Source organism: Glaciibacter superstes DSM 21135 (assembly GCF_000421145.1).
Lineage (GTDB): Bacteria > Actinomycetota > Actinomycetes > Actinomycetales > Microbacteriaceae > Cryobacterium > Cryobacterium superstes.
Window position 1 is genome coordinate 114795 of sequence record NZ_ATWH01000001.1, and the last position, 25974, is coordinate 140768.

The 25974-nt window shown below is 61.6% G+C and carries 23 protein-coding genes and 3 tRNA genes; 13 read left to right on the forward strand and 13 right to left on the reverse strand.

The features are described from left to right. Positions 1-31: 31 nt before the first annotated feature. The 8 genes from K323_RS0100600 to tilS form a co-directional block, all read right to left on the reverse strand. Positions 32-502, reverse strand: coding sequence for a DUF3180 domain-containing protein (locus K323_RS0100600; RefSeq protein WP_022883352.1), 471 nt, complete (start codon positions 500-502; stop codon positions 32-34). Further along, complete coding sequence (folK, locus tag K323_RS29250; RefSeq protein WP_245570883.1) at positions 499-1293, reverse strand: 2-amino-4-hydroxy-6-hydroxymethyldihydropteridine diphosphokinase; 795 nt, start codon at positions 1291-1293, stop codon at positions 499-501. Before folK ends, K323_RS0100600 begins: the two co-directional genes overlap by 4 nt. Next, the gene (gene folB / locus K323_RS23435) at positions 1290-1757 is read right to left on the reverse strand and encodes a dihydroneopterin aldolase (RefSeq protein WP_084696955.1); all 468 of its coding nucleotides are present in this window, start codon (positions 1755-1757) and stop codon (positions 1290-1292) included. Before folB ends, folK begins: the two co-directional genes overlap by 4 nt. Next, entirely contained in the window at positions 1754-2596 is an 843-nt protein-coding gene (gene folP, locus K323_RS0100615) for a dihydropteroate synthase (protein WP_022883353.1), read from the reverse strand. The genes folB and folP overlap by 4 nt, the downstream gene beginning before the upstream one ends. Further along, positions 2593-3243 (reverse strand): GTP cyclohydrolase I FolE, encoded by a 651-nt coding sequence (gene folE / locus K323_RS23440; RefSeq protein WP_022883354.1) that lies wholly within the window; start codon positions 3241-3243, stop codon positions 2593-2595. Before folE ends, folP begins: the two co-directional genes overlap by 4 nt. Positions 3244-3251: 8 nt before the next feature. Continuing rightward, on the reverse strand, positions 3252-5261 hold the full coding sequence (gene ftsH / locus K323_RS0100625) for an ATP-dependent zinc metalloprotease FtsH (RefSeq protein WP_022883355.1): 2010 nt from the start codon (positions 5259-5261) through the stop codon (positions 3252-3254). 73 nt (positions 5262-5334) lie between these two features. Continuing rightward, a complete protein-coding gene (gene hpt, locus K323_RS0100630; RefSeq protein WP_022883356.1) occupies positions 5335-5886 on the reverse strand; it encodes a hypoxanthine phosphoribosyltransferase in 552 nt (183 codons plus the stop codon). 21 nt (positions 5887-5907) lie between these two features. Continuing rightward, positions 5908-6924: a tRNA lysidine(34) synthetase TilS gene (gene tilS / locus K323_RS0100635; protein ID WP_022883357.1), complete on the reverse strand. Its 1017-nt coding sequence runs from the start codon at positions 6922-6924 to the stop codon at positions 5908-5910. A gap of 84 nt (positions 6925-7008) precedes the next feature. On the opposite strand from tilS, the gene ppa reads away from it, so the two are divergent. Then, the gene (ppa, locus tag K323_RS0100640) at positions 7009-7503 is read left to right on the forward strand and encodes an inorganic diphosphatase (RefSeq protein ID WP_026851056.1); all 495 of its coding nucleotides are present in this window, start codon (positions 7009-7011) and stop codon (positions 7501-7503) included. A gap of 72 nt (positions 7504-7575) precedes the next feature. Here ppa and K323_RS0100645 read toward each other — a convergent pair whose 3' ends face one another. Then, positions 7576-8859, reverse strand: coding sequence for a C40 family peptidase (locus tag K323_RS0100645; protein WP_022883359.1), 1284 nt, complete (start codon positions 8857-8859; stop codon positions 7576-7578). Then, a complete protein-coding gene (locus K323_RS0100650; RefSeq protein ID WP_022883360.1) occupies positions 8852-10183 on the reverse strand; it encodes a peptidoglycan DD-metalloendopeptidase family protein in 1332 nt (443 codons plus the stop codon). Before K323_RS0100650 ends, K323_RS0100645 begins: the two co-directional genes overlap by 8 nt. Before the next feature lie 385 nt (positions 10184-10568). Here K323_RS0100650 and K323_RS0100655 point away from each other — a divergent pair. From K323_RS0100655 to K323_RS0100665, 3 genes are all read left to right on the forward strand, one after another. Then, positions 10569-10641: transfer RNA gene (locus tag K323_RS0100655), tRNA-Glu, on the forward strand. 47 nt (positions 10642-10688) lie between these two features. Next, positions 10689-10765, forward strand: a tRNA-Asp gene (locus K323_RS0100660). A gap of 66 nt (positions 10766-10831) precedes the next feature. Continuing rightward, positions 10832-10904 (forward strand) — tRNA-Phe (locus K323_RS0100665). Between the two features lie 124 nt (positions 10905-11028). Here K323_RS0100665 and K323_RS0100670 read toward each other — a convergent pair. Continuing rightward, entirely contained in the window at positions 11029-12144 is a 1116-nt protein-coding gene (locus K323_RS0100670; protein ID WP_022883361.1) for a tyrosine-type recombinase/integrase, read from the reverse strand. A gap of 282 nt (positions 12145-12426) precedes the next feature. On the opposite strand from K323_RS0100670, the gene K323_RS0100675 reads away from it, so the two are divergent. After that, the gene (locus tag K323_RS0100675; RefSeq protein WP_022883362.1) at positions 12427-12852 is read left to right on the forward strand and encodes a hypothetical protein; all 426 of its coding nucleotides are present in this window, start codon (positions 12427-12429) and stop codon (positions 12850-12852) included. A gap of 62 nt (positions 12853-12914) precedes the next feature. Here K323_RS0100675 and K323_RS0100680 read toward each other — a convergent pair whose 3' ends face one another. After that, positions 12915-17669: a DEAD/DEAH box helicase gene (locus K323_RS0100680; RefSeq protein WP_342662984.1), complete on the reverse strand. Its 4755-nt coding sequence runs from the start codon at positions 17667-17669 to the stop codon at positions 12915-12917. A gap of 945 nt (positions 17670-18614) precedes the next feature. Between K323_RS0100680 and K323_RS29675 the strand changes: the two genes are divergently transcribed. The 7 genes from K323_RS29675 to K323_RS30155 all read left to right on the forward strand — a co-directional run bounded on the left by K323_RS29675 (position 18615) and on the right by K323_RS30155 (position 24411). Then, positions 18615-19067, forward strand: coding sequence for a hypothetical protein (locus K323_RS29675; protein WP_157509301.1), 453 nt, complete (start codon positions 18615-18617; stop codon positions 19065-19067). Positions 19068-19406: 339 nt separating this feature from the next. Next, positions 19407-21143 (forward strand): DUF262 domain-containing protein, encoded by a 1737-nt coding sequence (locus tag K323_RS0100700; protein WP_084696956.1) that lies wholly within the window; start codon positions 19407-19409, stop codon positions 21141-21143. Positions 21144-21299: 156 nt separating this feature from the next. Then, positions 21300-21803 carry a hypothetical protein gene (locus tag K323_RS0100705; RefSeq protein ID WP_022883368.1) on the forward strand — a complete coding sequence of 168 codons (504 nt, stop codon included), beginning with the start codon at positions 21300-21302 and terminating at the stop codon, positions 21801-21803. A 203-nt stretch (positions 21804-22006) separates the two neighbouring features. Next, entirely contained in the window at positions 22007-22492 is a 486-nt protein-coding gene (locus K323_RS0100710) for a DUF4365 domain-containing protein (protein WP_169515591.1), read from the forward strand. After that, positions 22489-23667: a hypothetical protein gene (locus tag K323_RS0100715; protein WP_022883370.1), complete on the forward strand. Its 1179-nt coding sequence runs from the start codon at positions 22489-22491 to the stop codon at positions 23665-23667. Before K323_RS0100710 ends, K323_RS0100715 begins: the two co-directional genes overlap by 4 nt. Before the next feature lie 128 nt (positions 23668-23795). Next, complete coding sequence (locus K323_RS29680) at positions 23796-23966, forward strand: hypothetical protein (RefSeq protein WP_022883371.1); 171 nt, start codon at positions 23796-23798, stop codon at positions 23964-23966. A 280-nt stretch (positions 23967-24246) separates the two neighbouring features. Next, complete coding sequence (locus K323_RS30155) at positions 24247-24411, forward strand: hypothetical protein (RefSeq protein WP_022883372.1); 165 nt, start codon at positions 24247-24249, stop codon at positions 24409-24411. 85 nt (positions 24412-24496) lie between these two features. Here the strand turns inward: K323_RS30155 and K323_RS0100730 are convergent, their stop codons facing one another. Then, a complete protein-coding gene (locus K323_RS0100730; protein WP_022883373.1) occupies positions 24497-24718 on the reverse strand; it encodes a hypothetical protein in 222 nt (73 codons plus the stop codon). A gap of 501 nt (positions 24719-25219) precedes the next feature. Here K323_RS0100730 and K323_RS0100735 point away from each other — a divergent pair. Continuing rightward, positions 25220-25888 carry a hypothetical protein gene (locus tag K323_RS0100735; protein WP_022883374.1) on the forward strand — a complete coding sequence of 223 codons (669 nt, stop codon included), beginning with the start codon at positions 25220-25222 and terminating at the stop codon, positions 25886-25888. Positions 25889-25974: the final 86 nt, after the last annotated feature.

Consider the following 25974-nt stretch of genomic DNA (forward strand, 5'->3'; position numbering starts at 1 on the left):
TTCAGCACTGTTCTGTTCAGCACTGTTCTGTTCAGACACGTGCTTCTCCCGGCTCCTGGTTGTCATCATCGGGCGGCAGCGTGCAGAAGTGCTCCGCAACCAAGCCCCCGGCGAGAAGCGCCGCTGCTCCGAGCGCAGCACCGATCGCCAACCATAACGATGCTACTGCCGGCACCACCGACCTGGTGAGGATGTACGCCACGATGCCGAGCGCTGCGCCGAAAAGCAGCATCCCTGCGAGACTGCAGGCCTTCGCCAGCACGGCGATCCGCATGGCAACGAACGGGTCGATCCGCCTCTTGCCGCTGCTCTTGGTCATCTGCCGGATCGGCCACGCGAAAAGCACAACGATCACGCCAATTGCCAGGAGCGTGACCGGCAACGTCACTGGCGGCACAAAAATAGGGGCACCGGATGCTGCGGCCGCGAGTTCGAGCAGGAAACCGACCACGAGCCCCAGAAGCCCAATCGCGATGAGTGGTGTCGGATGCGAGCGCTTCATCGGCCACCGCCACTGGTCGACTCCGGGTTTGCTGACGCCGGGTGCGCCGACGCAGGGTGCGCTGACGCCGCGGGTGCTGTCGGCACGGTTGCCGGCGTGTGCGGGGTAACGGTGTTCTCGATCTGGCCGAGCAGGTCGGCGACCGGGCCTCGGCCGGTAAGCGCGGCGTCTGGGTCGAGCTGGAGCCACGGCGCGAGAACGAAGTCGCGCTCGGCGGCCCGCGGGTGCGGGAGCGTGAGCGTGAGTCGGTCGTCATTCTGCACGATATCGCCAAAGCTCACGATGTCGATGTCAAGGGTGCGGTCGCCCCAGCGTTCGGTGCGAACGCGGCCGTGCTGGTTCTCGATGCCATTGACCGCGTCGAGTAGCGCGTCGGGTTCGCCCTGGTAGCGCACGGTGACCACCATGTTGAGGTAGGCGGGGGCATCGTGATCGACGCCGGTGAGTTTCACGGCAGCCGATTCGAAGACCGCGGAGACGCCGGTGAGCTCGAGGCCGGCGAGCTCGGCGATGTTCCGCACAGCGTCGGCAAGGGTGCGTTCGCGGTCGCCGAGGTTGCTGCCGAGCGCGAGCACGGCATCCGTGCCCTGATCGTCGGCGTGAAAGGACGCAATACGCGCCGTTTCGGCCGGCTGCGTTTCGGCCGCATGGCGAGCACTTTGTGACCCCCCAGGCGGCTGCGGCAGCGGCCGGGCGGGCAGCGGCCGGGCGGGCAGCGGCCGGGCGGGCTGCGACGGGGCAGGAGCCGAGGCTGGTGCCATCCGCACGTTGGGTTTAGGGATCGGACTCATGCCCGACCCTGACCGGCACGATCGCATACGGCACGACCCTGTACGGCACGATCGCGTACGATCTGCACCGCGACATCCGTGAACGGCACCTCGATGGGCGCCTGCGGCTTGTGCACGGTGACTTGCACCCGCTGGGCCGCAGCGTGGGCGAGTACAACCGCGGCGATGCGCTCAGCGACCGTTTCGATCAGGTCGACGGGGTCACGGCGCACGGCGTCGGCGACCTCAATGGCGAGCTCACCGTAGTGGATGGTCTCTGCGACGTCGTCACTGCCGGCGGGCCCCGCGAGGTCGAGCCAGACGGTGACGTCGATCACGAAGTCCTGGCCGTTCTCACGCTCGAAGTCATAGACACCGTGGTGCGCGTTGACTCGCAGCCCGGTGAGGGTGATCGAGTCGTTACTGATCGAGTCGTTGCTGACGGCATCGGTACTGATCGGCTGCGTGCCGAGGTCGCTGGTCATGGTTCCATTCTCGCGGACTCTGCGGACTCTGCGGACTCTGCGGCGCGTGCCGATTCCACTTCGTTCACCACGGCGAGCGCGGTTCGGGTTGCCGCCACGTCATGCACCCGAACCGCCCAGGCACCGGCCTGCGCTGCGAGCACGCTGACCACCGCCGTCGGCAGGTCACGATCAGCCAGCGTCGCACCCACCGGAAGCACGTCGGCCAGGAATCGCTTTCGGGACGCCCCGACCATGACCGGGAGGCCGAGTTCGTCGAACGCGCCGAGATGGGCGAGCACTCTCCAGTTGTGACCGGCGTTCTTGGCAAACCCCAGCCCGGGGTCGAGCACGAGCTGTTCGCGCGAGATTCCGGCAGCGCTGAGCGCGTCGACCCTGGCGGCCAGCTCGTTCCGCACCTCTGCGACCACATCGTCGTAGACGGCAAGCGCGTCCATCTCGTGGGCGTGTCCCCGCCAGTGCATGGCGATATAGGTCAGCCCGGTTGCGGCGACGACGGATGCCATGGCCGGGTCGGCGAGGCCGCCAGAGACGTCGTTGATGATGGTCGCGCCTGCCTTCGTCGCAGCGAGGGCCGTTTCGGAGTTGAGGGTGTCGACACTCACGACGATGCCCTGCCTGGCGAGTTCCGTGATGACCGGCAGCACGCGCGCTTGCTCGTCGGCGGGCGACACCCGCGTCGCACCCGGCCTGGTGGACTCACCGCCGACGTCGATGATGTCTGCTCCCTGCTCGTGCAATTCGAGCGCGTGCTCGATCGCGGCATCCGTCGAAGCCCAACTGCCGCCGTCGCTGAAAGAGTCAGGGGTGACGTTCAGCACGCCCATGATCAGCGTCATGACGGGGACCCAGTCGAGCTGGTCGCACCGCCGCCGCGAGCGTCGGCACTCCCGCTTTCGGCGCTCCGGTTGTCGGCACTCAGTCCAGCACCGATCAGCGTCATCACCTCTGCCCTGGCGACCGGGTCGGTGTATGCCCCGCGGGTCGCCATCGTGACCGTTGAACTGGATCTCTGTCGCGACCCGCGTGACACGACGCAGCCGTGCACGGCGTCGAGTACCACGAGTACTCCCAGCGGCTCAAGACCGGTCTGGAGTGCGTCTGCGATCTCTTCGGTGAGGCGTTCCTGCATCTGCGGTCGGGCGGCGAGGGTCTCGATGACGGCAGGCAGTCGGCCGAGACCGACCACTCGGTCGTTCGGGAGATAGGCGACGTGTGCCGTGCCGAGGAACGGCAGCAGGTGGTGCTCGCACATCGACCGGAAGGCAATGTCGCGCAGCAGCACCAGTTCGCCGGTGTGATCGCCGACCGGAACGGTGCCCCGAAGCTCATCGAGCGGGTCAGCCTCGAGCCCTCCGAAGAACTCCGCATACGCCTCGGCCACGCGCCGCGGGGTCGACTCGAGTCCTGGCCGACCGGGGTCTTCGCCGATCGCAGCGAGTAGCTCGGCAACGGCTGCTTCGATGCGCGCCTGGTCGACTGCCACGCGCTCGCCTAAGCGGTCGCCGGCCGCGGGTTGCGGGCTGGTGCGCGCTTCGGCTTCTCTTCCGCTCCTCCACTGGAGATTCCGCCGTCGACCGCTCCCTCGTCGATGGGCGCTTTCGGCGCCGGCATCTCGATCGGGGGCAGGTCGGAAACCGGGCGGTTCTCGCTGGAGAGCCACTGCGCACGCGGCGGCAGCTTCTCGATGTCCTTGAAGAGGTCTGCCAGGGCGTGCTGGTCGAGAGTCTCGTGCTCGAGCAGTTCGGCGGCCAGTCGGTCGAGCATCGCGCGGTTCTTGTTCAGAACTTCGTAGGCCTCATCGTGAGCGGCCTCGAGGAGCTCGCGCACCTCGGTGTCGACGCGCTCTGCGAGTCTTTCGGAGTAGTCGCGCTGGTGTCCCATGTCGCGACCGAGGAATACCTCGCCGGAGGACTGGCCCAGCTTCAGCGGGCCGACGGTTGCGCTCATGCCGAACTCAGTGACCATCTTCCGGGCGGTACCGGTGGCCTTCTCGATGTCGTTCGATGCGCCGGTGGTCGGGTCGTGGAAGATGATCTCTTCTGCGACGCGCCCACCCATGGCGTAGGCAAGCTGATCGAGGAGCTCGTTGCGCGAGACCGAGTAGCGGTCTTCGAGCGGCATGACCATCGTGTACCCGAGGGCGCGGCCGCGAGGCAGGATTGTGATCTTGGTGACCGGGTCGGTGTTGTTCATCGCCGACGCCACGAGCGCGTGACCACCCTCGTGGTAGGCGGTGATCAGCTTCTCCTTGTCACGCATGACGCGGGTGCGCTTCTGCGGACCGGCCATGACGCGGTCGACCGCCTCATCGAGTGCGCGGTTGTCGATCAGCTGCGCGTTCGAGCGTGCGGTCAGCAGCGCGGCCTCGTTCAGCACGTTGGCCAGGTCTGCTCCGGTGAACCCGGGGGTCTTGCGGGCGAGCACTTCGAGGTCGACGCCGTGCGCCATCGGCTTGCCCTTCGAGTGCACCTCAAGGATCTTCTTGCGGCCGAGCATGTCGGGGGCGTCGACGCCGATCTGGCGGTCGAAGCGGCCGGGACGCAGCAGTGCGGGGTCGAGGATGTCAGGGCGGTTGGTGGCGGCGATCAGGATGACGTTCGTCTTGACGTCGAAGCCGTCCATTTCGACCAACAGCTGGTTGAGCGTCTGTTCGCGCTCATCGTGTCCGCCGCCCATGCCGGCGCCGCGGTGACGGCCGACGGCATCGATCTCGTCGACGAAGATGATGGCGGGCGAGTTCTCCTTGGCCTGCTGGAACAGGTCGCGAACACGGCTGGCACCGACACCAACGAACATCTCGACGAAGTCGGAACCGGAAATGGAATAGAACGGAACGTTGGCTTCACCGGCGACGGCGCGCGCGAGCAGGGTCTTACCGGTTCCGGGAGGGCCGTACAGCAGCACACCCTTTGGAATGCGCGCTCCGACCGCCTGGAACCTGGCCGGCTCCTGAAGGAAGTCCTTGATCTCGTGAAGTTCTTCGATCGCCTCGTCTGCACCGGCGACATCCGCGAACGTCACCTGTGGAGTTTCCTTGGTGACCAGTTTCGCCTTGGACTTGCCGAACTGCATGACCTTGTTGCCGCCGCCCTGCATGCCGGAGAGCATAAACCAGAAGAACGCGCCGATCAGCAGCAGCGGAAGCAGGAACCCGAGCATGGAGAGGAACCAGTTGTCCTGGGGAACCTCGTCGGTGTACCCGTCTTTCGGCGAGGCATTCGTCACGGCTTCGACGACTTCGGTGCCACGCGGCGCGACGTAGTAGAACTGCACCTGCTCGCCGTATTCCTTGTCGGCCTTGGCGAGTTTCAGGTCGACGCGTTGCTCGCCGTCGACGATGGTGGCCTCGGCGACCTTCCCGTCTTTGAGGAACCCGAGCCCTTCCTGGGTGGAGACCTCACGGAATCCCGACATGGTGATCAGGCTCGACCCGATCCACACGGCGATGACGGCAAGCACAATGTAAAGGATGGGTCCGCGCAGCAGCTTCTTGACGTTCATGGTGCTCACAGGCTACCGCGCGCGTACTGGAGGAATGCCGTGTGTTCGCTGCAGGCTGTATGCACGGAGCTAACTACGAGTAAACGTGCGGTGCCAGCACCCCGACCGACCGCAGGTTGCGGTACTTCTCCGCGTAGTCGAGGCCGTATCCGACGACAAACTGGTTGGGGATGTCGAATCCGACGTACTTGACGTCGATCTCGACCCTGGCGGCATCGGGCTTCCGCAGCAGTGCACAGATTTCAACGGATGCCGGACCGCGCGAGTTCAGGTTCGACAGCAGCCACGACAGGGTGAGGCCAGAGTCGATGATGTCCTCGACGATGAGCACGTTGCGACCGGTGAGGTCGGTGTCGAGGTCTTTGAGGATGCGCACGACGCCGCTGGAGGTCGTGCCTGAGCCGTAGGAGCTGACCGCCATCCAGTCCATCGTGATCGGATGGGTGAGTTCGCGTGCCAGGTCGGCCATCACCATCACGGCGCCCTTCAGGACCCCAACCAGAAGCAGGTCTTTACCCGCGTAATCGGCCTCGATTCGGCGGGAGAGCTCCGCGAGCTTCGCGTGGATGGCCTCCTCTTCGATCAGGATCTCGGTGAGGTCGCCGTCAATGTCGCGAGGTTCCATGGGAGCGGGGCGTTCCTTTGCTCAAGGTGAATTCGGCGCAGGTGTTTCAGCAGCAGTGAAGAGTAGCTTTCCGTTCTGCCGTTCAACTCTAACCCCTGGCAGGTCGAGCGCCTTCTGGCCGTGCCAGTCGGTGATCAGCCGTGCGACAGCGAGCGTGTGCACGCGTTCGAGCGACACGCCGAATTCGCTTTCGACCACAAAACGGATGACGCGTTGCCGGAGCGCTGGCGGGTTCGCTTCGAGCGCCAGGGCCGACACGGCGATGCCGGCCTCTGCGGGTTCGCAGATCTCCTCGATGAACTCCTGCACGAGCTCATCGAGCGCCTGGGAGTCTTCGCGCAGCTGCTCAGCCGTGCGAGCGAGGGCCTCTGCCACACCCGGTCCGAGGTCGCGCTCGAGTGTCGGCAGCGTGCTCTGGCGCACGCGCACCCTGGTGTAGCGAGGGTCGTCGTTCTGCGGGTCGTTCCACGGTTCGAGGCCCGAATCGACGCAGAACTGCCGGGTTTGGGCGCGACGGATGCCGAGCATCGGCCGCAGGTACGTTCCGTTCACCGCTGCCATGCCCTGCATGCTCGCAGCGCCAGAACCTCGTGCGAGGCCGAGCAGCACCGTCTCGGCCTGATCGTCGAGCGTGTGTCCCAGGAGCACGGCGGCGGCCCCGGTTTCGGCCCGAGCTGCTTCGAGCGCGGCGTAGCGCGCTGTGCGCGCGGCCGCCTCAGGCCCGTCGGCTCCCGGTGCCTCATTGACGGTGACCGTTCTGACGAGCACCGGATCGAGCCCGAGTTCGCGGGCGTGCCTCGCAGCCATTGCCGCGACATCCGTCGACCCTGTCTGCAGCCGGTGGTCGACGATCACCGCACCGGCCCTGATGCCCGCCCGCGGTGCCTCGAACGCGGTCGCGGCCGCGAGGGCGAGGGAATCTGCTCCATCGCTGAGTGCGACCAACACCAGCCCACCTCGCCCCACAAGCAGTTCCCGCACGGCGCGGCGCACGTCGGCGATGGCCGGCGTCAGGCGCGGGCGTCGTTCAGAGTCCATCCAGTAACGTTATCCGCAGACTTCGAATGCGGACTTGCGAATGCAGACTTCGTGCAACCGAACGTGAACAAGGAGAGTGTGACCATGGCCGAATACGATGCCGTCATCGAGATTCCGCGGGGCAGCCGCAACAAGTATGAGATCGACCATGAGACCGGTCGGGTCTACCTGGACCGGGTGCTCTACACCAGCTTCGTCTACCCCACCGACTACGGCTACTTCGAGAACACGCTGGGGCTCGACGGAGACCCGGTCGACGTGCTCGTGCTGCTCGACTACCCGCTGTTCCCTGGCGTCGGCGTCTCGGTGCGTCCCGTCGGTGTGTTCAACATGACGGATGACGGCGGCTCAGACGCGAAGGTCATCGGCGTGCCGGCCGGCGACCCGCGTTGGGATCACATCCAGGACGTGAACGACATCCCTGAGTTCACCCGCAAGGAGATCGAGCACTTCTTCGAGCATTACAAGGACCTCGAGCCGAACAAGTGGGTCAAGACCGAGGGCTGGGGCGACGCCGCTGAAGCCGACCAGATCATCCGTGACGGCATCGCGAAGCTGGCCGAAGAGGGTCACGAGTAGGTCAGGACCCTTCACCGAGGGCCCCATGGACACGTTCCGTGGGGCCTTTCGCGTGTCAACCGGCGGTTGGGATCAGCCCGACGGGCGCCCGACGTATGGCGCCACGTCGCTCCAGCTCCAGATGCTGTGGATGCGTACGGGCTTGCCGTAGTCGGGGGCCTCGAGAATCTGGCCGCCGCCCATATAGATCGCAACGTGGTAGTAGTCGTAGCCGCTCGACCAGAACACCAGATCGCCGACCTGAGCCTGCGAGAACGGCACCAGCCGGCCCTGGTTGGCCATGGTGTAATACTGGTTGGTCGCAGAGTGGGTACCGATGTAGATTCCGGCCGCAGCGTATGACGCCTTGGTCAGGCCGGAGCAGTCCCAGTAATCGGGTCCCATGCCGCCGAGGTCGTACGGCTTGCCCAGTTGTGCCCGCGCGAAGCCGATGGCCACGTCGACGGCGTTGCCGTTGGGCGCGGGCGCCGGTCCGGGGTCTGGAGCAGGTGCCGGAGCTGCGCCGCCGCCACCGCCGCCACCACCGCTCGGAGGCGGGGGAGGTGCCGGCTGATTCGCCTGCGCTTCGGCAAGACGCCTGGCGGCCTCGGCCGCGTCAACGCCCTCCTGGAAGCCGCGCTCGGCTTCTGCGGTGGTGTCCTTGAGCAGGGCGAGCTGCCCATAGAGCTCATTCGACTTCTTCTGCTGGGTCTCGACCGCCGTCTGGGCAGCCTGGGCGGCCGTCTTGGCCTCCTCGAACTTCGCTTTCGATTCGACGCTCAGGCGCTCGCGCTCAGCTTTCGCCGACGCTGCCTGCTTGCCGAGCGACTCCGCAGTGTTCTTGTCCTGCACCGCCTGGCGGTAGATAGTCTCGGACTGTTCGCTGAGTTTGCTGGCTGTTCCGAGCTGATGCAGCAGGTCTTCAGCGCTGTTGCCGTTGAGGAAGAGGTTGAGCGAGATGTCCTGTGAGCCAGTCTTGGCGAGGTGCGCTGCGATCAGGCCGGCCCGCATTTTCGAGGTGTCGGCTTTGACCCTGGCGGCATCCGCCTGCTTGGTCAGGCTGGCTTCGCGTGCTGCAGCTGCGTCGAACTGGTCCTGGGCGACCCGGTAGGCCTCTGCGGCGATCTTGGAAGTTTTCGAGGCCTCTTCCGCGGCGCTCTGAAGACCGGCCAGGAGCTGGGTGATCTTTTCGATCTCCGCCTGCTTAGTGGCCTCGTTTTGCTTGGCCTTCTGCACGTCGTCCCAGCTGGGGTAGCCGGACTCCGCGAACGCGGCAGGGACAACGCCGACGGTTGCGGTCATCGCTCCAACGGCGACCGCTGCGAACAGTGTGGCGGGTTTGACCCTCGAAAGCGGTCGGGTCTTGTTCTCAGCCAAGTGGGGCTCCTCTATCGGCCATGAATGGGAACGGGTTGATCCGGGATCCGCCCTGGAACACCTCGAAGTGCAAGTGGCAACCGGTCGACGCACCCGTGGTCCCGGAGCTGGCGATGTTCTGTCCGACGTCGACCCACTGGCCATTGGCCACGAAGATGCCGCCGTCACGGATGTGTGCGTAGCCGGTGCGGATACCGTCGCCGTGGTCGATCTGCACCCAGTTGCCGTAGGTGCCATTCCGCCCTGAGTAGACGACGGTGCCCGCTCGTGCGGCGTAGATCGGCGATGAACAGCCGGTGCCGATGTCTGCTCCGTAGTGGAAGCCACCACTGCAGCTGCCGCTGCAGATGACCTGGCGCGGGCCGTAGCCATCCGTGATGCGCCCGCTGGCAGGCACCGCCCAGCCCTGGTCGCTGATGTAGCCGCCGCCGAGGCCCGGACCTGCGCCCCCGCCGCCGGCACGCGCCGCCTCTTCTGCAGCCTTCTTCTTACGTTCGGCTTCGCCGACTTCGTAGGCGGCGGTGGTCGTGGCCAGTGCGTCTTGCATGAAGGCGAGCTGTGCTTCGAGAAGGATGCTCTTGGCCTGGGAGTCTGCGAGCGCTGCTGCCGCTGCATCAGCGGCCGCCTGGGCTGCGACGAGTGCCTCTTCAGCGGCGATGCGCAGGGTCTCGCGCTCTGCCTGGGCAATCTTCGCCTGGTCACCGAGGGACTGCGCCGTGTTGGTGGCGGACTTGGCCTGAACGTAGATGTCGCTGCTGCGTTCGACGAGTTTAGACATGCTGCCGAGCTTGGAGAGGAGTGCATCCGCTCCCTTGCCGCTTCCTTCGCCGTCGAGGAAGAGATTGACGCTCAAGTCGGTGCCGCCGGTGCGGTAGAGCTGAGCGGCGAGCTGGCCTGCCTGCTTGGTTGCGGCATCCGCTGTCGCCTTGCTGGCGTCGGCCTGCGTTTGCAGATCGTTTGCGCGACGGGTCGCGTCGTCGAACTTCTGCTGCGCGATCTCGAGTTCCTGACCGCGGGCCACGGCTGCCGCCTCGGTTTCCTGCACCTGAATCTGGAGGTTGGAGATCAGGGCCCGGATCTGGTCGACCTGGGCCGTGGCCGCCGCGGAGTTCGCCTTGGCGGCCTGAACGTCTCCCCAGCTCGGGTATTCGGCTGCCTGCGCGGGGCTGACCGGGCTCGCCAGTGTCAGGGCGAGGGCGAGTGCGGCGACAAAAGCGGTCGCACCGGACAGGCGACGACGACGGATGCCGGTTGCGCGAGGCACCCGCATTCTGGCGAGGCTCGTGCGTACTCCGCGTGCGATCGCGGTTTCCGTGCGACTCATAACTCCCCGATCGGACACTCGTTAAACACACCTGTCACAGTGTTAACACTGTTCACAGTAACAACAGGCGCACCAATTGGCCAGTGTCGTTCCCGAATGTAACCCGACACGGGTGCGGTTACCGGGCCATTCGCCGTAGGTCGCGAGATTCACCCCCGGTCGTGGCACGCGGCGCGGCCGCTCACGCCCCTCTTCCGCTGTCACCCCGTCCCTGTCACTGTCCCCGACCCGCCCGATTCGGCTCCTCACTGGCCGGGTGAAGCGCCGATTCGGGCCGGTCGGCGGCTACGCGAGGCCTGCGGCATCCGTTTGCGGCGCGAATTTGGGATTCGTAAGATCTGCCCTTATGCTTATGCGTCGGAAGTCATGTGGTTTGTGACCTCACGGCCCCATCGTTTAGCGGCCTAGGACGGCGCCCTTTCACGGCGTTAACACGGGTTCGAATCCCGTTGGGGTCACACATAATTGAATATGCACCACTCAATGTGAAATAGTTTTACATCGAGGCCCTGTAGCGCAGTTGGTTAGCGCGCCGCCCTGTCACGGCGGAGGTCGCCGGTTCAAGTCCGGTCAGGGTCGCCAGGCTGGAGCCCTTCTGAGAGGAAGGGCTTTTGCCTTAGAAAGCGGCTTTTCTTGAAGCCCGTTTTCGGCTCTGTAGCTCAGTTGGTAGAGCGTTCGACTGAAAATCGAGAGGTCACGGGATCGACGCCCGTCGGAGCCACGAAACCCCCGCATAGCTTCTACATTGCGGGGGTTTTTTATTTCCCTGGTCAGAGGCTGTTTCTAGGACGCGCGTTCCGCACCCGTTCACAGTTGAGCGATGACCGGTCCACACTCAGAAGTGCTCAAGCGGCGTCGTTTGACCACATTTTGACCACATTCGCTGCAGCGCCCAGGTCAAGTGCAGCAGCAACGGCGTCCAGGTCGTCGTCGAACAGGTCAGCGTAGACGTCGAGCGTCATCGCTGCGGATGCGTGCCCGAGCATGCGTTGCACCGCCTTGACGTTGGCACCGGCCGACACCGCGAGCGATGCTGCAGTGTGGCGAAGGTCGTGCGGCGTGATCTTCGGAAAGTCGGGTTCCATTGCCTGCACCGCCTTCAACGCCGGATCGAATTTTCGGTTCCGGAAGTTGCCGCCCCGCAGCACTGCGCCCTCGTGAGTTGTGAATACCAGGTCCTCCCCCTGCTTTCCACCGGATCGCGCCTGCAACGGCTTAACGAGGAAGTCGGGGAACGGCACGGACCGCCGTTCATGGCTCTTCGGCGTTCCCCAGACCAGTTGTCCGCGGGTCTCGGCAACAGCTTCGCGAACTTCTACTCGACGGCGGGGCAGATCGATGCAGTTCACGCGGAGTGCCGCCATCTCTCCCCACCGAAGACCGGTGTAGGCGAGAAAGAGGATGACGTCCTCGTATCCGCCGCAAGCTCGGGCGAGTTCGAAAGCTTGGTCGTGATCGAGGTAACCGCGCCGCTCTCGCTTGATACGAGGGAGTCGGATGTCGTCGGATGCGTTGGACAGCAGGCGCCCGTCGCGAATCGAGTACTTCAGGACGCCGGAGAGCGCCAGGAGGATCTGCCGGACGGTCGACGGCGCCAGGGTCTTGGTGAGTGCGTTCACCCACGCCTGAACGTCTCCGTGGGCGACGTCTGCAAGTCGAACCTTTCCCCATCGAGGCAGAACATGCTTTTCGAGTGAATGGCGGTAGCCAGACAGCGTCGTTTGTTTGAGCTGCAGTTGAGAGGCCAGCCACTCTCTCGCCATCTCTCCAATGGTGACTCTTGAGCGTGTTGGATCGAGCCAGTCACCTCTGAGTTTGGAAACTTCAACAGTCGCGAGAAATTGGTCGGCGTCGCGCTTTGTCTTGAATCCCCGCTTGGTCGTTTGCGAGCGGTCCGGCTTGCGATATCGAACCCGGTAGCGCCGGCCACTCGATGCCTCATATGGTTCGACAGTTCCCACGGGTTCTCCTTCAAGCGAATGGCCGACCCTCTCCGGCCTTCCTCCGATCCTGACCTGAGCTGAAGCACTTTTAGCCGTCGAACGTTCGATTTTCGCGTGGTCACTACAAGACGTGCATTGGGCGCTACTTCCGCTACATCCGAGACATCCGAGTCGTTCCGCGGATCGCGAATGCAACACGTAGCGGAGTCGTCCAATACAGTCCCCCGCTATCCCTGCCGTGCGTCGGTTGTCGAGGCAAGATGCTTACCGCAGTCGCGACAATCCAACTTGGGAGTAGAGATGCCAGCTAACCAGAAGCGCGGGACGTTCCCGAAGATATCGATCGACGTTGATGCGAAAGAGCAAGGCATGGCCGTCGGCCAGATGGTGCCCTTGCTCTACGCCTTTCCCGCGTCCGACGACAGCCCCGAGATTGCCTTTCTGCAATGCGCCCGATGCGCGACCACCCTGGTCAACCCTGTGTCGGTGCGGGTAACGACTTCAGGTGGGCCGCGCATCGACTCTCACGTCGATGTCGACATCAAAACAGGCAAGGCCATCCGCAGGAGCGCTCCAATCGGTGAATACGCGGGGGCAGCAGCAGATCGAGAGGCGACAGTCCTCGTCTACTTTCAATGTGAATCCGGCCACGGTTTCGTCATCGACTTCTTCAAGCACAAGGGATATTGTCCGACCAACGTCTACACATGGGACCTGCCTGAATAACCGCTCGGATCACTTCCGGCTGAAAGCGTCCGGAACTCAACGAATCTCAGTCGGGCCGATTACTAGGCTCCGGGCGGTTCCTGACCGTCACGGATTCTCAGCGGGGGTAAGTCTTCCACGATGGCCACTGTCTTGACGCTGACTGTGACGATCCGCTTCAGCAGGTTGAGGATGTACTCCGGGTCGTCGTGCTCGGTCGCCCAATCGTTGGGGTCATTGACGATGCCACTGTCTTTGTCCGTCTTCACGCGGTAACGCTCGATGATCCATTCGATCGCAGACCGGGAACCGAGCATGTACTCGTGCGCCTTTTCCGGAATTCCAGAAAGCGTGATCACGTCGTTGTAGCGAATCGTCGACTTATCCCAGGCGCCGGCCTTGCCGCCGAACCGCATCTTCTCGACGCGGAGACTCGCCCCGGGCGGCCGCACTTCCTGCAGCGGGTACGGCTCGACCTCCTCGTATTCCAGGTGCAGCTCAGCGAGAGACTTACCAGCTTTCGTGAATGCCCAAAAATCGACGACAGAGCCAAGTTTCGGAATGCGCGGAAGCATCTTTTTTAAATCGGCCGCGTAGCTCGTGCGGTAGTCCGGCGAGTGCAACAGCCCGTATACGAAGAAGTAGATGTCGTCTTTCTCAACCTCGGCGTCATACAGATTGCGGTACTCGTCAAGGATCTGGTCGGTTACGTTGTCGACGCGCTTGTAGGGCTCCGACACCTCGAAGAGGTCAAGCTCCGCTTCACCGCCGCGAGCTTCGTAGGTGTAGCGCGGGAAGAATTGTCCGCTCCCTGAGCCCCATAGCGCCAAATCCGGAATGTCGTGAACCATAAGCAATGAGAAATGGTGACCCGCACCAGCTGCCGTCACGTAGAAGCCGAGGTTCTCTTGCGTCGCCGTCGGGTACATTCGAGGCAACTGCGCACGTTCGTGATTCAGAAGGGGAGCAAAGTAGACGTTCTGCTTGTTGAACGGGCGATACGCCGACAATGTCATCTTGTTCGGAACGAAGTCGAGCTTCGTGCCTTTATTCAATGCGGCGCGCAGACTACGTGCCCAGCTAATACGCGTTGAATCCTTGTCGACAAAGTCGTCGACCGATTCCCGCTTGTCGCTACCTGTCCAGCGGTCAACCTCCGAATTGTAAACAGCGATCATGCGCTCGACGTTGCTAGCGGCTGCCTCGCGCGAGCAGTTGTATACCCATGCGTCACGGTTAGTTTGGAGTCCAGCCGAGTGAGTTGTGAATATTGCTTGGTGAGGCGCAGCCTTGTCCCCAATCGAGGGGAATGTTCCAAACGTGTCATTTCGCTGATTGAGCCAGTCACCCGCTGCATTCGGTGTGAGTGGCACCCACGGCACGCCGTCGATACTTCCATACTCAGTGACGAGCGTTAGCTTTTGTTCGCGGGTAAGGTAGTCACCGATGTCGCGATAGTGCAGCAATCCGTATTCGTCGGCATCAGGATTCTTCACCAAAACCGAGATGGCAACAGTAGCGCGGCTACCTTCTCCGAACACGCCGTCCTTTTCTTTACGCCGTTGCTCCCCCGATGTGCGAGCGTTACCCCGCAGATTGAAGACGAATAGCGAGCTGAACTCCTCCGAGAGACTCTTTCGAAGCCCGTCCGCTGTATTGCCGTCGAGGAAGCCACCGTTGGAGACAAACGCGACCACGCCACGATCCTTGATGCGGTCGCTGGCCCAGCGAATTGCTCGGATGTACGAGTCGTAGAGGCTGTTCTTATTCTGAGCCGTCGACTTCGCCGCGTAGGTGGCCGAGATCCGAGCATCGAGAAATGGGTACTTGAGATTCTGGTTGTTATCGTTCGCGCTGTCTTGACCCGACGAGTACGGAGGGTTTCCGACGATCACGCGAATGTCGAGAGCGTTCTGTGCTTTCACGCGTTCATTGTTGTCGCCGAAGATGCCGCGATCATCGTAGCGGTCGTTGTCTTCGGAAGTTTGAAAAGTGTCGGTGAGCACGATACCCGGGAACGGCTCGTATCCCTCGACGCCATAACTCTCTGCGTGTGCTCCCCCTGTCTCTTTGACCAGTCCGTGGAAGGTCTCCTCGATGTTCACCGCGGCCACATAGTACGCAAGCAACACGATCTCGTTGGCGTGCAACTCGTGCCGGTACTTCCGCACCAGGTCACGGGGCTTGATCAGCCCGGACTGCAGCAACCTGACGATGAACGTGCCCGTGCCGGTGAACGGGTCGAGCACGTGCACGCCCTCGTCGGACAGCGTGGCACCGAACTCTGAACGCAGCACATCGTCGGCACTTTTGAGGATGAAGTCGACGATCTCATTTGGGGTGTAGACGATGCCGAGTCGCTCATGGGTGTCCTTGAATGCACCTGAAAAGAACTTCTCATAGAGACGCTTGATAGTGGTTTGTTTACCAGCGGCGTCTTTGATACCTTCCACGCTGGTACGCACGCTCGCATAGAAGGATTCGAGCTCGTCCGTTTCGGTCTGCAGGTTGCTGCCTTCGAGTGCGTCGACCATGCGCTGCATCACTTGGGATACCGGGTTATGGGCGCTGAAGGAGTAATCCTTGAACAGTGCTTCGAACACCGGTTCGGTGATCAGGTGTTGAGAGAGCATCTCGATAGCATCTGCTTCGCTGATGGACGGGTTCAGGTTGTCCTGCAAACCGCCCACGAACGACTCGAACTCGGTGCGGATGTGCTCGTCGGATCCCTGTACCAAGCTTGCGATGCGAATCCGTTGACGTCGGGCGATGTCGGCGACGTCGCGCGCCCAGTTCTCCCAGTAATCGCGTTCGCCCACTTTGTCGACGATCTTCGCGTAGATTGCCTCCCGCCAGTCCGCACCGATTGTTGACCAGTCCATCGGCACCGCGACGGCGTCCGGCCCGTCAGCGCCGCCTTGACTCTCCCCGTCCCAGGGGTCCCGCACGTCGATGACCTGGAGTTGGTCATCGCTTCGGCCGTTGAGATCGAGCTGCTCGATCTTTGCCTCGAAACGCTCGTCGTGGGCACGAAGCGCCCGCAACACTTCCCACACCACCTTGTATTTGGTGTTGTCGTTCAGAGCCTGTTCTGGCGTCTTATCGGCCGAAACAGCGATCGGCAGGATGATATAGCCGTAGTCCTTGCCCTCCACCTTGCGCATCACGCGCCCCACGCTCTGGACAACGTCAACCTGGCTGTCACGGGAATTGAGGAAAATCACCGCGTCGAGCGCCGGCACATCAACGCCTTCGCTCAGACAGCGGGCGTTCGTGAGTATGCGGCAGAGGTTGTCTTCGGGGTCGGTGTCCGCCTTCAGCCAGTCCAGCATTTCGTTGCGGATCATCACGTTCATCGTGCCGTCGACATGCTTGGCTTCTAACCGGAGACGCGGGTCTCCCAAGGCACCTTGGCCGGTCACCTGCGTCGCCGCGTGCTCCGCCTCGCTCGCGAATGAAACTCCGTGCGGTTGGGTGAACTGCCCGTCGTAGCCATTGAGCATGGACTGGACCTTTTTACTGTCCTTGATCGACCTCGAGAAGGCCACAGCCCGACGCAAGGGAGTCCGATCCGCCGCCTGGTTCCCGAGACCTTGCACACCACGTTTGGCCAGCCCGTTGTAGATGCCTACGATGCGGGCGGCATCTGGGATGTTGAGCTCGCCGTCGCTGGCGAACTGTTGCTGGAAGCCAGCGCCGATTGTCTCCTCGTCAACTGCAAGTACCAGCACTCGGTAGTCGGTCAGAAGGTCCCGCTCGACAGCCTCACCGAAGCCTAGGCGGTGGAAGGTTGGCCCGAACGTGCTCTCGTCATCCATGCTCACGAGAACTGCATTCTTCTCTGACGCTTTGGTGCGGACCGCTTCGCCATAGATCTTCGGTGTCGCGGTCATGTACAGCCGCTTCTTCGCCTTGATCGCGCCCTCGTCATGCACGCGCAAGAAAGCAGACTCGGCGCTGCTCGCCAGCGTGAATCCCGCGGTTCGGTGAGCTTCGTCACAGATGACGAGATCGAACTCAGCCAGTCCCGCGGCTTGCGCTTTGGCCACGACGTCGATGGATTGATACGTAGAGAAGTAGACGGTTAGTCCGTCGGGCGTCTCCGCTTTGGCAACTTCGTTGAGAAGCTGCGCTGTACTGGTCGTAGCGGGGTAGGCGAGATCGGAGACGGAGTAGTCCTCGGAGTACTTTCCGACCTTGCTGTCGGAGCAGATCGCGAACGCACGCAGCGGCATGTTCCGCTCTGCGGCCCATTCCTTGAGGGTCTGTGAGAGCAACGCAATTGAGGGCACGAGGAAGAGCACGGAGCCGCCTGAGCCGACAATCGTCTCGGCGGCGCGCAGGCTTGTGAAGGTCTTGCCCGTGCCGCAGGCCATGATGAGCTTGCCCCGCGGTGAGTCCTTGAATCCCTTGGCAACGTCCGCGACGGCTTGTTCTTGGTGGGGACGGAGCTGTTTGAGCGTCGGGGCCACTAGCTCATCCGGCTTGGCGAGCGAGTAGCGAGACCAGTCGATGTCGGATTGAGCGAGTTCGTCGATCCCAACGCGCCAGGTCTTTACTCGCTGATCGACGAGAGCGTCAACTGCGTGTTTGGACCACTTGTCTGTTGTGGAGATGACCATGCGACTCGTGAAGGGGTGCTTTCCCGAGGCGGTGAAGAACGAATCGATGTCACCCCTGTCGATCGAATGAGATGACGCATAGAACTTGCATTGAATGGCGCAGACGCCGTCCCCGTAGCGTTCCTTCGCGACCAGGTCGATGCCGGTGTCGACCTTTCCGTTCCGTCCTGGCCAGTCCTGCCAGAGCCAGACATCCTCGAATCGCGCCGTCCACACGGGATCCGTTGTGAGGTAGGCGCGCGCTAGCCGTTCGAGGAGGAGCCCCTTCTCGCGTGTGTCCCGCGCCATGCGGGCATACTCATCGAGAAGCTCGTGGATAGTAGTCATCAACACTCCAGATCACATGCGCTCAAAGCCTCCCGTCAGACTATTGCAGCGCATCGTGCTACTCAGGTCATTCGCTCCATCCGGCCAGACGGGCGGGCTCGTCGCCGGCACATCGAACTTCATGCCGCACCGACCCCGCTAGGCTGCGCTCATGGTCAAGCTCCGAGATCAGTACCCGCTGCCAGACGATTTCGCGGTGGCAATGACTTGCATCGATCTGCCCACACAGAGGCTTGGGGTGACCGGAGTGGAGTGGTTTGTTCCTCGGAAGGACCGTGGAAAGTCTTTGCGGGGGCAATTCATGATCCGTACGGAACCCGAGAACGAGGTCGACGAGAATGCGGTCGCTGTGTTCATCGGTCGACGTCAGATCGGGTACCTCAGATCGTACTATGGAGCGCGTTACACGCCCCTGCTATGCAGGCTCGGATATTCCTTGGCCGTCCGAGGCGAGCAGGTGGGTGACGAATTCACTGTTCAAGTCCCCGATAGTTTGTTGCTCCGGAAATTCCTCGATTGGGAGCCAATGCAGGCCGCCCCTCGAGCGAGTGGCATCACGATGTGGCGTGCGGACCGAAGAGTTGCGGAGTGGCGCGCCACTGTCTGACAGACGCGCAGATCGACTCGAGCGAGAGTGCTCGACAACGACGGGGAGAGGCTGGGCGACATCTTCGAGCCCCTCCAATTCGGCCGACGCGCAAAGCCCCGATGGTGTTACCCCCAGTCAGGGTGGGGACCTCGCTTCTTAACGGTTGCGCAGCGACAGCCGGGGTTCAGCAAGCGGGCGCGGCTTCAGAAGAGATCGCGAGGCCACTGGATCCCAAGTCAGAAGTTGTGGCCACTCCAGCGCGGGAACTCTTGGCCTCAATGGGTCTGAATGAAGATCATTCCCTGGATAAAGTGACTGAGCATTACGGCGGAAAAATAGCGTACGGATACCCGTCCAGCATCGATCTAGAGACCGCCGGGAAGCTCATTGCAGAACTATCGGGTTCAAACACGAGTGAAGATATAACCTCTGTCCTGTCATCGCATCTCCCGGATTCACATTGCCCGAGCCTGCACATGCAGGCTGGTCAGCCCCTCGAATATGTTGCTGGGCCCGCAAAGATCGTGGTGGCAGTGTCGCCCCAGCCATGCTGGCGCCTTGAGCTCTCCGAGGTCGCCCCGGCGCTCACGATCGAAGAGCTCGAACTGCCAGTCCTCGAAGCTGTCGAGCTTGTCGAAACGCTCAGAGCATTGTCGCCGTCGACGTCAATTGCGGCGAAGAATACGTTCGGGGGATAAATGATCACTACGAACTAGTGCAGGACGCGAACTTCGGTGCTTTCCCCTCCACACAGGCGGCTGGAAAAGCGCTCATTGATGCAGGATACCTTGACATCGATATGACGAATGGGTGCTGGGCTTTCGATTTGCATGGCGCTGATAATGGCTATCCAGATGGGGCTCTGCGAGAGGTACTCGAAGGCGTTCCGAACTATCCGCTGACAAATTGCTAGGAAGTGAGATTCAAGGTCTGCGAGACAATCCACGCTGGAAGGACAGGCAGATCCGGGGCCAGCGCTAGGGTCGAAGTCAGGACGGCGCAGCTGTGCCGCTGGAAGCATGGGATTTGAGGACTGATTGTCGCAAAATGAGTTTCTTCAATACGAAGCCTCAGGAATCGCTGCCCTATTGCGCACGAGAACGCTAACTGTTCCCGCATACCAACGGTCATACTCATGGTCTACGAAGTCGAAGTCCGCTGCGGTCCGCGATGCGGGGCCCGACAAGCAGCAAGTCGTCGAGTTCTGGGACGACTTGCATAGCAGCTTCACAAACAAAATTAGCTACTTTTTGGGTACAGTCGTGCTGGCTGGCAGCGATCAAGATGGACTCGGCCGTAAAAGCGTCATCGATGGCCAGCAACGCCTTGCCACTGCATCCCTCCTCCTCGCAGCTATTCGAAATCGCTACCGCGTCGGCGGGGAGATTGATGATGCCAACGCAACGCAGCAAGAATTCCTCGGGAAGTATGACAAACGAGCGCGGGCTGATCTTCCGAAGCTGATCCTCAACTCAGAGGACCGCGACTACTATCAGCGCCACGTGATTCAAGGCGAGGCTCTCCAACCGATCAACTTCAGCCAGCGCCTGCTCGGTGAGGCATACGAGCACCTGCAGGGGAAAGTAGATGACTTCGCCGCAAGTCACGGGACAAATTGGGCAGCAAAGCTGGGTGAGCTAGAGACGTGGCTGGACGAGAGCGTTCAGGTAGTAGCGATTGTGGTTGCCACTGAAGCCGATGCATTCATGATCTTCGAGACACTCAATGATCGAGGTGCCGATCTCACCATTGCGGATCTGTTGAAGAATTTCCTATTCAGCCAAGCGGGAGCCAGGTTAGACGAAGTACAGGCCGGTTGGCTCGCAACCCTCAGCAATTTGGGAATCGATAAAGTGGGCAACCAACTGTTCACCACATTCGCCCGGCATCTACTTAGCTCGAAATTCGGGTTAGTGCGCGAACGTGAGGTTTACGGAAAGCTGAAAGGTGTCGTCAAGGACCCAGACTCAGCCGTAAAGTTCACTCAGGAATTGAAGGACGCGTCCCGCCTTTACTACGCCATAATCCGATCGGACAGTGACTATTGGTCAGAGTTCGCTGGATCAGTGGGCAGCGCCGCTGACGTTGTGGCGGATCTAAAAGTCGAGCGTTACCGGCCCCTAGTTTTAGCGGCGCTCGCAACCTTCAGTCACAAGGAGATCGAGCGGTTTGTGCCAGCCCTCGTTTCCTGGTCAGTGCGGATGCTATCCGCCGGAAATCTCAGTGGCGGCGTTGCTGAGGCAGCGTTTTGTGACGCAGCAGTCGAGATTCGACAAGGGACGGTGACAACCACGGAGGAGATCTTGACCAAAACCAAAGTTGGGTCGCTGGTCCCGTCGGATGCCGTATTTCAGGCCGGCTTCGAAGATTGGCGCGCTACGCCTCGACTCTCGCGCTATCTGCTTCGTTCACTCGAACTCACTGAGCGCGGCGAAACCGAACCTGAATTGGTAGTCAATGACGACGTAGATCTCGTGAATCTCGAACACATACTGCCGAAGAATGCCAAGGATGCGGATTGGCCGGCCTTTTCACTAGAAGACCGTCGCAGTTACGTTGATCGGATCGGAAATCACGTCTTGTTGAAGAAAGGCGTCAACGATCGGATCGGCAACAAAGGTTGGGCCTTAAAGCGGACCGTCCTAGCAGCATCCGCGCTAAATCTTACAAAACAGGCCGCAACCGAATCGACCTGGAATGCGTCGTCAATCGATACTCGACAGCGCGGGCTGGCTTCCCTGGCAGTCAAGACGTGGCCGCGACAGCCGAGATAGACCGACGAACCCGTGAGCCAGCACCGCCAACGCAAGCTATAGGCTCGTCGTGAGCGATTGGAGGGGTGATGAATAGTGACAAGGCGAAGGTCCGGGAAGTGCTGGTCGACGTTCCGGAGTACGACAAGGACGGAAACCCCATATCCCTTCGACTCATTGAGCTCGGGCGGCGCCCGGAACACGGACGGCTCACTCATCGCTCATTACCGCAACCCGAGGCTTCCGGAGACGGCCAACGAGCCTGAGGTCGACCGCGCGAACGACGCGCTGCGAAGGCGCGAAGTAGATGCCGAAGAGCGCCGCCGCAAGGAGAACGAAGACCTCGCCCGGGAAATCCTCACGATTGTCGTTGACAAGTTGCTGGTTCCGTTCACGCAGAAAGTCATCGTTCCGTGGGCGACGGTGCTGTGGGACACCAAGTTGAAGCCCGAGGGCAAACGGCTCGCGCAGCGCTTACTCCACCCAAAAATGAGCCAGCCCGAGGCCCAACAGGTGAGCAGCGATACGACGGGGCTTGCGGCCGAGATTGCCGACCCTCTCACAATCTCGCAGCGCACCACCGACCACGCCGAAATACGGCCCGTCCAGGAGCGCAGCGAGGACACAGCTCTCGCTGAGGTGATCCAAATGGATGATTACCAGAACCGTCGGTCCGCCTAAGGACTCAGAGCGCGTTTGCGTGACGTCACGGGGAATCGCGTAGACGTACGCCCCACAGGTTCTCGTATCCCATGCTTTGCGATGCCCTCGGCCGGCACTGTCTCGCAACCTCGGACACTTTGCACGACGCCGAGCTGCCATGTCCGAGCTATCAACGACTGTATAGTCGGGACATGCCACCGGTGCCTCCCTCTCCGCCCCAGTTGGACGATAAGGCATTAAAGGGCCGCTATGGCGTGCGCTACGTGGACACGATTGTGTCTGCGGCTGGATACGAATGGCGTGAAACCGGTTCAGGAGCGGATGTACTCGCCATTGACGGCGACATCTTTTTCCCCGAAGGTCCAGTTGGCGTCCAAATCAAGACAACCCACAAGCACTCGATCAGCGGCACGAATCTGCGACTGTCGCAGACTGCAGAGCAACACTGGGTCGACACTTGGGCGAAGGCGCAGCGCCCGTTGTACTTCGTCGTGGTCGTAGTACCCCACACCGCTACTGGTGGCCCTTGGGTGAAGCACCACACAGCTGGAACAGACTTGTTGGGCACAGCTGCCTATTGGAGCAGAATCGACCCGACGATATTTGCCCCAAAAAACATGTCCGTCGCGGCCCTGCGCAGCCAGCGTATGGACGCGACAACCCTTCTTCAGTGGCAACTAGACCTGCTGGGGGGGTACGGCGGATGACGGAATCAGCGGCACAAAGCGTGCACGATGACGATTTCCGCGACGAGGTGACGAGTTATCTCGGTCGCCTGGGGTGGAAACGGGGAAACCCTGGCACGTTCGGTGAACTGTGGACTCGAGGAGCAAACGATGAAAGTCGACTCGCTGTCCCATTCGCGGTGCATCCGGAGTCTCGAGAACTTGCGGCGATAGTGGTCAGCCTCGCGCGCCAGCAGCAGCGAGCCGAAGGAGACGTCGCTCAAGAAATCGAGCAAGAATTCCTCGATGTGCAGGCGTATCGAATTGCCGACTCATTCGTACTGGAGGACCGCGCTCTCCTCGACAGCGCCGCAACCGTCCTGGACTCTGCTCGCAAGCTCATTCGAGCAGCCGCAAACACGGCTCGAGCGCCTCGCGCCTATATCGCAACTGGCTTTAGCCGACCTGCCGATGCGATCGCAAGGAAGGCCCGTCTTTCGCACACTCGTCGGGGATCGTTCGTGCTCCCGGTCGTGATGCCGATCGAGCCGCCGGAGTATCTCGCGAATCAAATTCTTGACGAGGACACGGACATCAAGCTTGAGTCCACCGAGCGTCGGACGACGAGAACTCTCGCGACGGCGTTGGCGGCACTCGATTCCATCGCAGTACGGCCCGATAAAGAGCCTTCCAGCGTCGAGCTCAATTACCTTGTCGAAGTCGGCGTGAGCAAGGAACTAGTGACAGCGGTTAGAGCCATTGCCTCTAATGCAGGCGTTCATGCATTCGAAACGCGGTTCGAATGGGCACCGGGCGTGGGCACTCCGCCTGGTCTTCCCGATCGCGTGCTGATTCCTGACGAAGCTAGTTCGCTGCTGGCTCGCGTGGAGAAGCAGCTTAAAGTCGCCAAGCCTCGTCCAGACGAGTCAATCTCCGGTCAAATTGTGCAAATCCGTCAAGTCCCAGGCGAGCCGCAGGGCGAGGTTACGATTCGGACCATACGGAACGGCAAGATGGTCGAGATCCGGGTGTCCACTTCGGCGGAGATCACGCGAAATGCGACCGACTGGTTCAGGAGCGGCCGAGCGGCGCTGGCGCACGGCGCGATCGTGGCGAGGCCTGGGCGACCTCTGAGCATGCCCGAGCCGATAGCGGTTACTCCCCTTGATCAGATTCTTCTTGATGCGTTTTCTGGAGGCGCCGACCGTACCGTTTAGGCGGCCAGCTGGGGCGACAGAATCGAATCTGACCCATTGGCACTTCTAAAGCTGGGCATACGTTGGTGAACGAAACGTTGCGGTTGTATGCCCTGTCGCTTAGGCAGAGTCACGAATACCGTGAGCGAATGGAAAATGGATACGTTCGCGCGGTTGTGTACGCCACCAACAACATGCACGCTGCCGAAGACGCCGGCGACTACATCAAGGCAATCTTCTGGGCGGAAGCTCTCGGCCGCGTCCACCGCGCAGAGTCGCGCAAGGTGGAAAGAAAGCGGCAGCGACGCGACGACACATAACCGAAGGGATACGAGACACGAGCTGCCCCATCGGTCGGCTTGATGTGCGCGGAGCAATCGGCAATCGATTCCCGCTAACGTGACACTGTGCAGTGGATTACAGACGTCGCAGTTCCGATAGTGCTCGGGCTATTAGCGGCCTTCGGCGCTACAGCCCGAGCAAAACAGATCCAGACGGTTCTCGATCGCGGCCTGAAGCACTAGGACTCCTGGTTTAGCTTCGCGCGCGACCCTGACTGCGGCGCACCCAGACCTCGAACGCCCCAATCTGGAGGTCTACGTGTGTGCCGCCACTGATGATAATTTCGCCACCTCGCCGCACAAAATTGTTGAGCTACGCACACCCGAGGCGTTCCTCGACCTGGAGGTCAAGCGGAATGGCGGCCTAGAGAACCCTGACGTGCGCAACATTCGCCAGTTGCTGCGCCGCGCAGCCGATTCGTAAACGATGATTTGCGGCGCCTCGTTCTGATGATGTGAGGGGGACACGGACCTGTCGAGTCGGGCCTGCTGGAGCCATCGTTTTCGGGCTACTCGTTGTTCGCCTTTTCCTCGATCCAGTCAACGGCGGCATCTGAGAGGAAGTAGCCCGTCGGACCGTTCTGGCCCACCCACCAAGCGTCCGACACCGCGACACCCCCAGCAGCTGTGATCGCCGTCAGCGCAGACGGCGATAGCGCCTCGCCGTTGTGTTCCACGAGCCAATCCCGGGTGCCAGCGTCGAGCCGAGGCCACCACTCCACAATGTCCATCCACTCATAGTGCCTCACGATGGCGGGTACTGACCGTAAACGACCGTTTTTGGCATGTCTGGATGCCCGCGCCGAAAAGCGGTCCATAAACTCGCCCCGATTCGAAACTGGCTTGAGTCCGGTGATCTTTCGGTTCGGAGTTTCGGATGATGAGCCGATGGAGCGAGATCCGCAGTGCCTTGAGTGGTCTCAATTTCGCTTGATAACTGCCCCGAAAGGGAACCCCTTGCGCACCTGGAGACTCTCAGCAATAAAAATGGGCGTGGGCTACCAAGGCCGACTTACTCGATGGCGCGGCGGCACCATGGTGTGCTCCCGCGGCCCATAGTGGCCGTGAGCGAAAGAGGAGCCGTGGTCCGGAACTTGCCCCGGCTTCCACGATCTCCTGGGGCGCAAGGTACTGTTCGACTACAGTGGTGCTCTCGCTGCCGGGCACGGGCACTCATCGACGGGATTTCAGCAATGGCTCATTGTTGGCTGTACATATACGAGAACAAGTCAATGAACTCGATCTACATCGGGATTGCAGACAGCATGGGGCGGGTGTACCAAAAGCACAACGAGAAAGCGGAGCACCTCCGCGACGCTCCTGGCTCCGTCATCCTTCAGACGATGACACCCTTCAGCTCCCGTGCCGATGCCCGAAAGGCGGAGGCAATCGCAATTCACGTTGCGTCCATGGCCGGTGTCTCGGTTAGCGTCGAAGATGAAGATCGTCCGCTCCTAACAAACACAAACATCGCCGGAGTCAACTCAACGCAGGAGCTCGGGCCCGCGATCGTTACACGAGACGGAATGGTCTCGTGGGAATCACTGTCGGGCACTGTGTTCGTTCCAATTTCAGCCGATGAACTCGAAGGGCGCCCAGCTCCGTTCGGCGGGCATGGGGGTGCATTCTTCGCGGACCGGGCGAGCAAACATTGGAACGTCTCAGCAGCGAAGCGGCAACGGATCACACGTCTCATGGCGATTCTAAAGGGCGGGAGAAATGTCATTGTGGGTGACTGGGACGTCGACACCGAGGGCGCGTGGAGCGACGTCGAAGGCTCTTCCCGAGTCACCGTACCGCTAGTCGATCCGCAGATGGACGATCCTCGCGGCGAAAAGGGTAAGCGCTTAGAAGGTCACCGGCTCAACTCAGGCGTGACGTACAGTCCCGATCTGAGGTAACTAACTGCGAACCAATACCGCGCTTACGAACGTTACGACCGCAAGAAACCTACGTCCGGGGCGTTCTCGTATTGGGGGCGCTTGGC